The sequence below is a fragment of the Oleiphilus sp. HI0079 genome (genome assembly GCF_001635105.1).
This window is the reverse complement of sequence record NZ_LWFT01000777.1, coordinates 1-1,021: the sequence shown is the minus strand read 5'-3', so window position 1 is coordinate 1,021 and position 1,021 is coordinate 1. Positions and strand designations below refer to the sequence as shown.

Annotated in this window: 1 protein-coding gene; it reads left to right on the top strand. The window is 48.2% G+C overall.

Annotated elements, in window-relative coordinates; all coding sequences use genetic code 11:
• The coding region (locus A3750_RS14570; RefSeq protein WP_156498601.1) for a 7TM diverse intracellular signaling domain-containing protein at positions 1-1,021 on the top strand (1,021 nt) is incomplete at both ends.

Genomic DNA, 1,021 nt, shown 5'->3' with positions numbered 1-1,021 from the left:
AGGACGAAAGCACTGAGCTAGGTGTTAATGACCTTGTCGACATGCCTGCTCAGCAATGGATGCGGGTCACACGTTCCATGCCCGGCTACGGTTTCAGTTCGCGACCACTCTGGTTTTCAATCACGGTTGAAAACACGCTCCCCAAAGAGCAATCCTTCTATCTCGAAATCGATTACGCCGCATTGGATCACATCGAGTTTTACAGCATCACAGAAGATGGTCGGCGCTCGTCCTATATTGCCGGAGATCGATATCCCTATTATGAGCGACCAATCCACTATCCGAGTTTTTTATTCCCCTTCTCAATCGAGGCGAAGAAAACGTCTCGCCTACTATTTAAAATAGAGAGCGAAGGACCAATGGTCGTGCCAACGCGCGTTTGGTTCGAACATACCTTTCGTCAAGCAAAGCAAAGTAACTTTCTTGCTTATGGCGCATTTGTTGGCGCCATGCTGGTTATGTCTTTGTATAACTTTGGTTTGTTCGCGGCTCTACGAGAGAAAAGCTATTTGTTTTACTCACTTTTCTCACTTTGCTATGTCGGCTTAAGCCTCTCTATAGAGGGCGTTGCTTATCAAGTCTTATGGCAAGACTACCCGGCGCTTCAACGACGCTCTATTTTAACCTTCGGCGCATTGACCAGCCTATTTCTGATCTTGTTCACACGCTACTTCCTAGGCATCAAACAAGACAGTCGCATCAGAACGGTGCTTCAACTTTTTACTATTGTCGCTTTGCTAAACCTCATTGGCACCTTCACCTTGCCCTACACTGCCTCCGCCATACTGCAGGCAGGTGTCATGCTTTGCGTGATCATTGCCAGTGTCGCAATTTCGGCTTTACTCTGGCGGCGATCGCAACAGCTTGCGCGTTTGTTTCTTATTTCATGGCTTTTGTTCTTTATCAGCGTCGCAACCAATCTATTAACCGCGATCGGCATCGCGCCATACAGTGCGTTCAATGAATACGGCTCTATGGTAGGCGCTGTGGTCGGCTTAGTGCTGCTATCCCTCGCTTTGGG